1 protein-coding gene and 1 pseudogene are annotated in these 2259 nt (G+C 64.8%); both read left to right on the top strand.

Annotated elements, in window-relative coordinates; genetic code table 11:
- Positions 1–1079: 1079 nt before the first annotated feature.
- A pseudogene (locus tag KBI5_RS28935) lies at positions 1080–1208 on the top strand (GNAT family N-acetyltransferase); the annotation flags it as partial.
- A gap of 113 nt (positions 1209–1321) precedes the next feature.
- On the top strand, positions 1322–2035 hold the full coding sequence (locus tag KBI5_RS24490; protein WP_035734387.1) for a metal-dependent hydrolase: 714 nt from the start codon (positions 1322–1324) through the stop codon (positions 2033–2035).
- Positions 2036–2259: the final 224 nt, after the last annotated feature.

Genomic DNA, 2259 nt, shown 5'->3' with positions numbered 1-2259 from the left:
AGAACACCGCCGCCCGGCTGAAGCCCAGTGCTTTTGCCAACTCGTCGGCGTTGGCGCCGTCGTCAACAATCTGGCGCGCCACGCGAATCCTGATTGTTTCCAGTGTTCCGTGGTCAATTTTCCGACCGTCGGGCTTCCGCATGCAATGATTAAATCATGCCGAGTTGCACTTTGTCCAGATACTTTCATTCCCATTAGTACCTCTCCATTGTCATCAATCCGAAACTAAGCGGGAAACGGCGGGAACAGCTCATCGTCGACGCCCGCGCGGGCCGCGATTTTCCCGAGGACTACGCGACACCCGTCCGCGTCATCGAATACACGGTGCCCGACCGCACCGGAGCCGGCACCGGAGAACTGATCTGCCTCATCACCAACATCCTTGACCACACCGATATATCCGCGGTGGAACTCGCCACGGGCTACCATGAGCGGTGGGAAATTGAAAGAATCTTCGATGAGGTGAAGACCCACCAGCGGGGCGAAGCCCGCTCGGTCTCAATAGGTCAGTGCACCACGTATGAATCCGGTCATAGATCGGGTCTGGTAGGAACGTGGCCTACTGATCTGGAGGTTCGGTGCGCGGCGCGGTGTTGACAGCGGAGGATCGCGAGGTCATTTCCCGTGGGATCACGGAGGGAAAATCGGACGCTGGATCGTCGGCTAGTCGTCGAAGAACTACCTCGGGCTACTAGTCATGTCACGGACCGCCAGACCCATTCCGCCCTGGCCGAACAAGCCATGGCGAGGCAAGGCCGAACGCCGACGGTGAAGAACGTCGGAGAGCCGTGTGCCGGAGAACGGCATGCACGGATCGATGTGGCGGGGAATGGAAACGGAGCCGACGGCCACCGCGCCATTCCCCGACCCTACTGAGGACCACACGCACGCGCTTCGGGAAATCTTCACAGAGATCATCGAACAGCTCAACCCGGTGCGCCGCCACCGCACGTACCCACGCGCCATCAGACGAGGCCGCCACAGCGCCTACCGAGTCAAACGCCCAACAGACACCGGCATCCGTCATGATCAACAATCGAAGATCATCCTTGCTCGGACCGCTTAACTAAGCGCCATTGGGCTATGCCGGGGCTGTGACGGCAGCGGTGAGCCAGGCTGCGCTGGACGCGGGAGCGCACGAGGTCCTGCTGTTCACCGATCCGGCTGATCCGACCAGCAACGGCGTGTATCAGCGGCTCGGCTTCTAGGACCACACGCGGAGCCCGCTTGCCACGGGACAGCCGAACGTCGCTCGGCGCGCGGCGGCTGGATCGGCTGGATACAGTCTGACGATGCTGATCATTGAGGTTGAGCTGCCATGATGGGACGGACCCACGCCCTGAGCGGGGCGGTGGTCTGGTTGGCCGTCGCACCCCTGCTGTCCCGGGAGCAGTGGTTGGGCTCGCACGCGGTGTCCTTGTCCTCGTCCCAGGTGATCGCCGGCGCGGTGGTATCCGCGGGCGCGGCGCTTCTGCCCGACATCGACCATCCCCACGGTCGGATCGCCAACACCTTCGGGCCGGTCACCCGGGTTATGTGCAGGTGGATCAGCAGGGCCGCCGGTGGCCACCGGCACGCCACCCACTCGATCCTCTTCGCGCTCGGCATGGGTGTGGTCATGGGCCTGCTGGCTGCCCGTTTCGAGTATGGGTGGTGGGCCGCGCTGTTCGTCCTCGTGGGCTTCGGGTTACGTGGGCTCGGCCTGGACTTCGAGAAGCACGAGCACTGGTCGTCCGTCATGGACTGCGTGACCGCCGGGGTCGCTGTCTTTCTCATGCACGGCATTGACATGAGCTTCGCCGGCTACGCGGTCACCCTGGGCTGTCTCGCCCACCTGGCCGGGGACTGCCTGACCCCGCGCGGCTGCCCTCTTCTCTGGCCGGTCACCTGGCGGATGGAGACAGTCCTGGTTCCCCGGACGGACGGCAGGATCGAACACTGGGTCGTCGTTCCGCTTCTCGCGGTCGCCGCGGTAATCCTGACCGTGCGAGTCGTGACGGGCGACGCCGTGTCCCACTGGCTCACCGCCGGTTGAGACACCCGGCGCCGCCCCGCGAACACCGGCTGGGCGGCGCCAGCGTAGGCGGTGTGCCCGCTGGGGTATTCGGGGTGCGCCGGTGGCGGTGTCGTAGCGCCGTGACCTCGCAGTGCCGTGACGTCGTAGCCGGCCTCGGCCTGACCCACCGCCGGTCATCACGGTCATCGCTGGCCGGGGTCGGATGATGCCGGATCCGGTCCGGTGTCCACCGTCGGTCGGGA

Source organism: Frankia sp. KB5, assembly GCF_002099325.1.
Lineage (GTDB): Bacteria > Actinomycetota > Actinomycetes > Frankiales > Frankiaceae > Frankia > Frankia casuarinae.
Note: the sequence above shows the minus strand (reverse complement) of the source record. Positions and strands in the feature narration are given on the sequence as shown.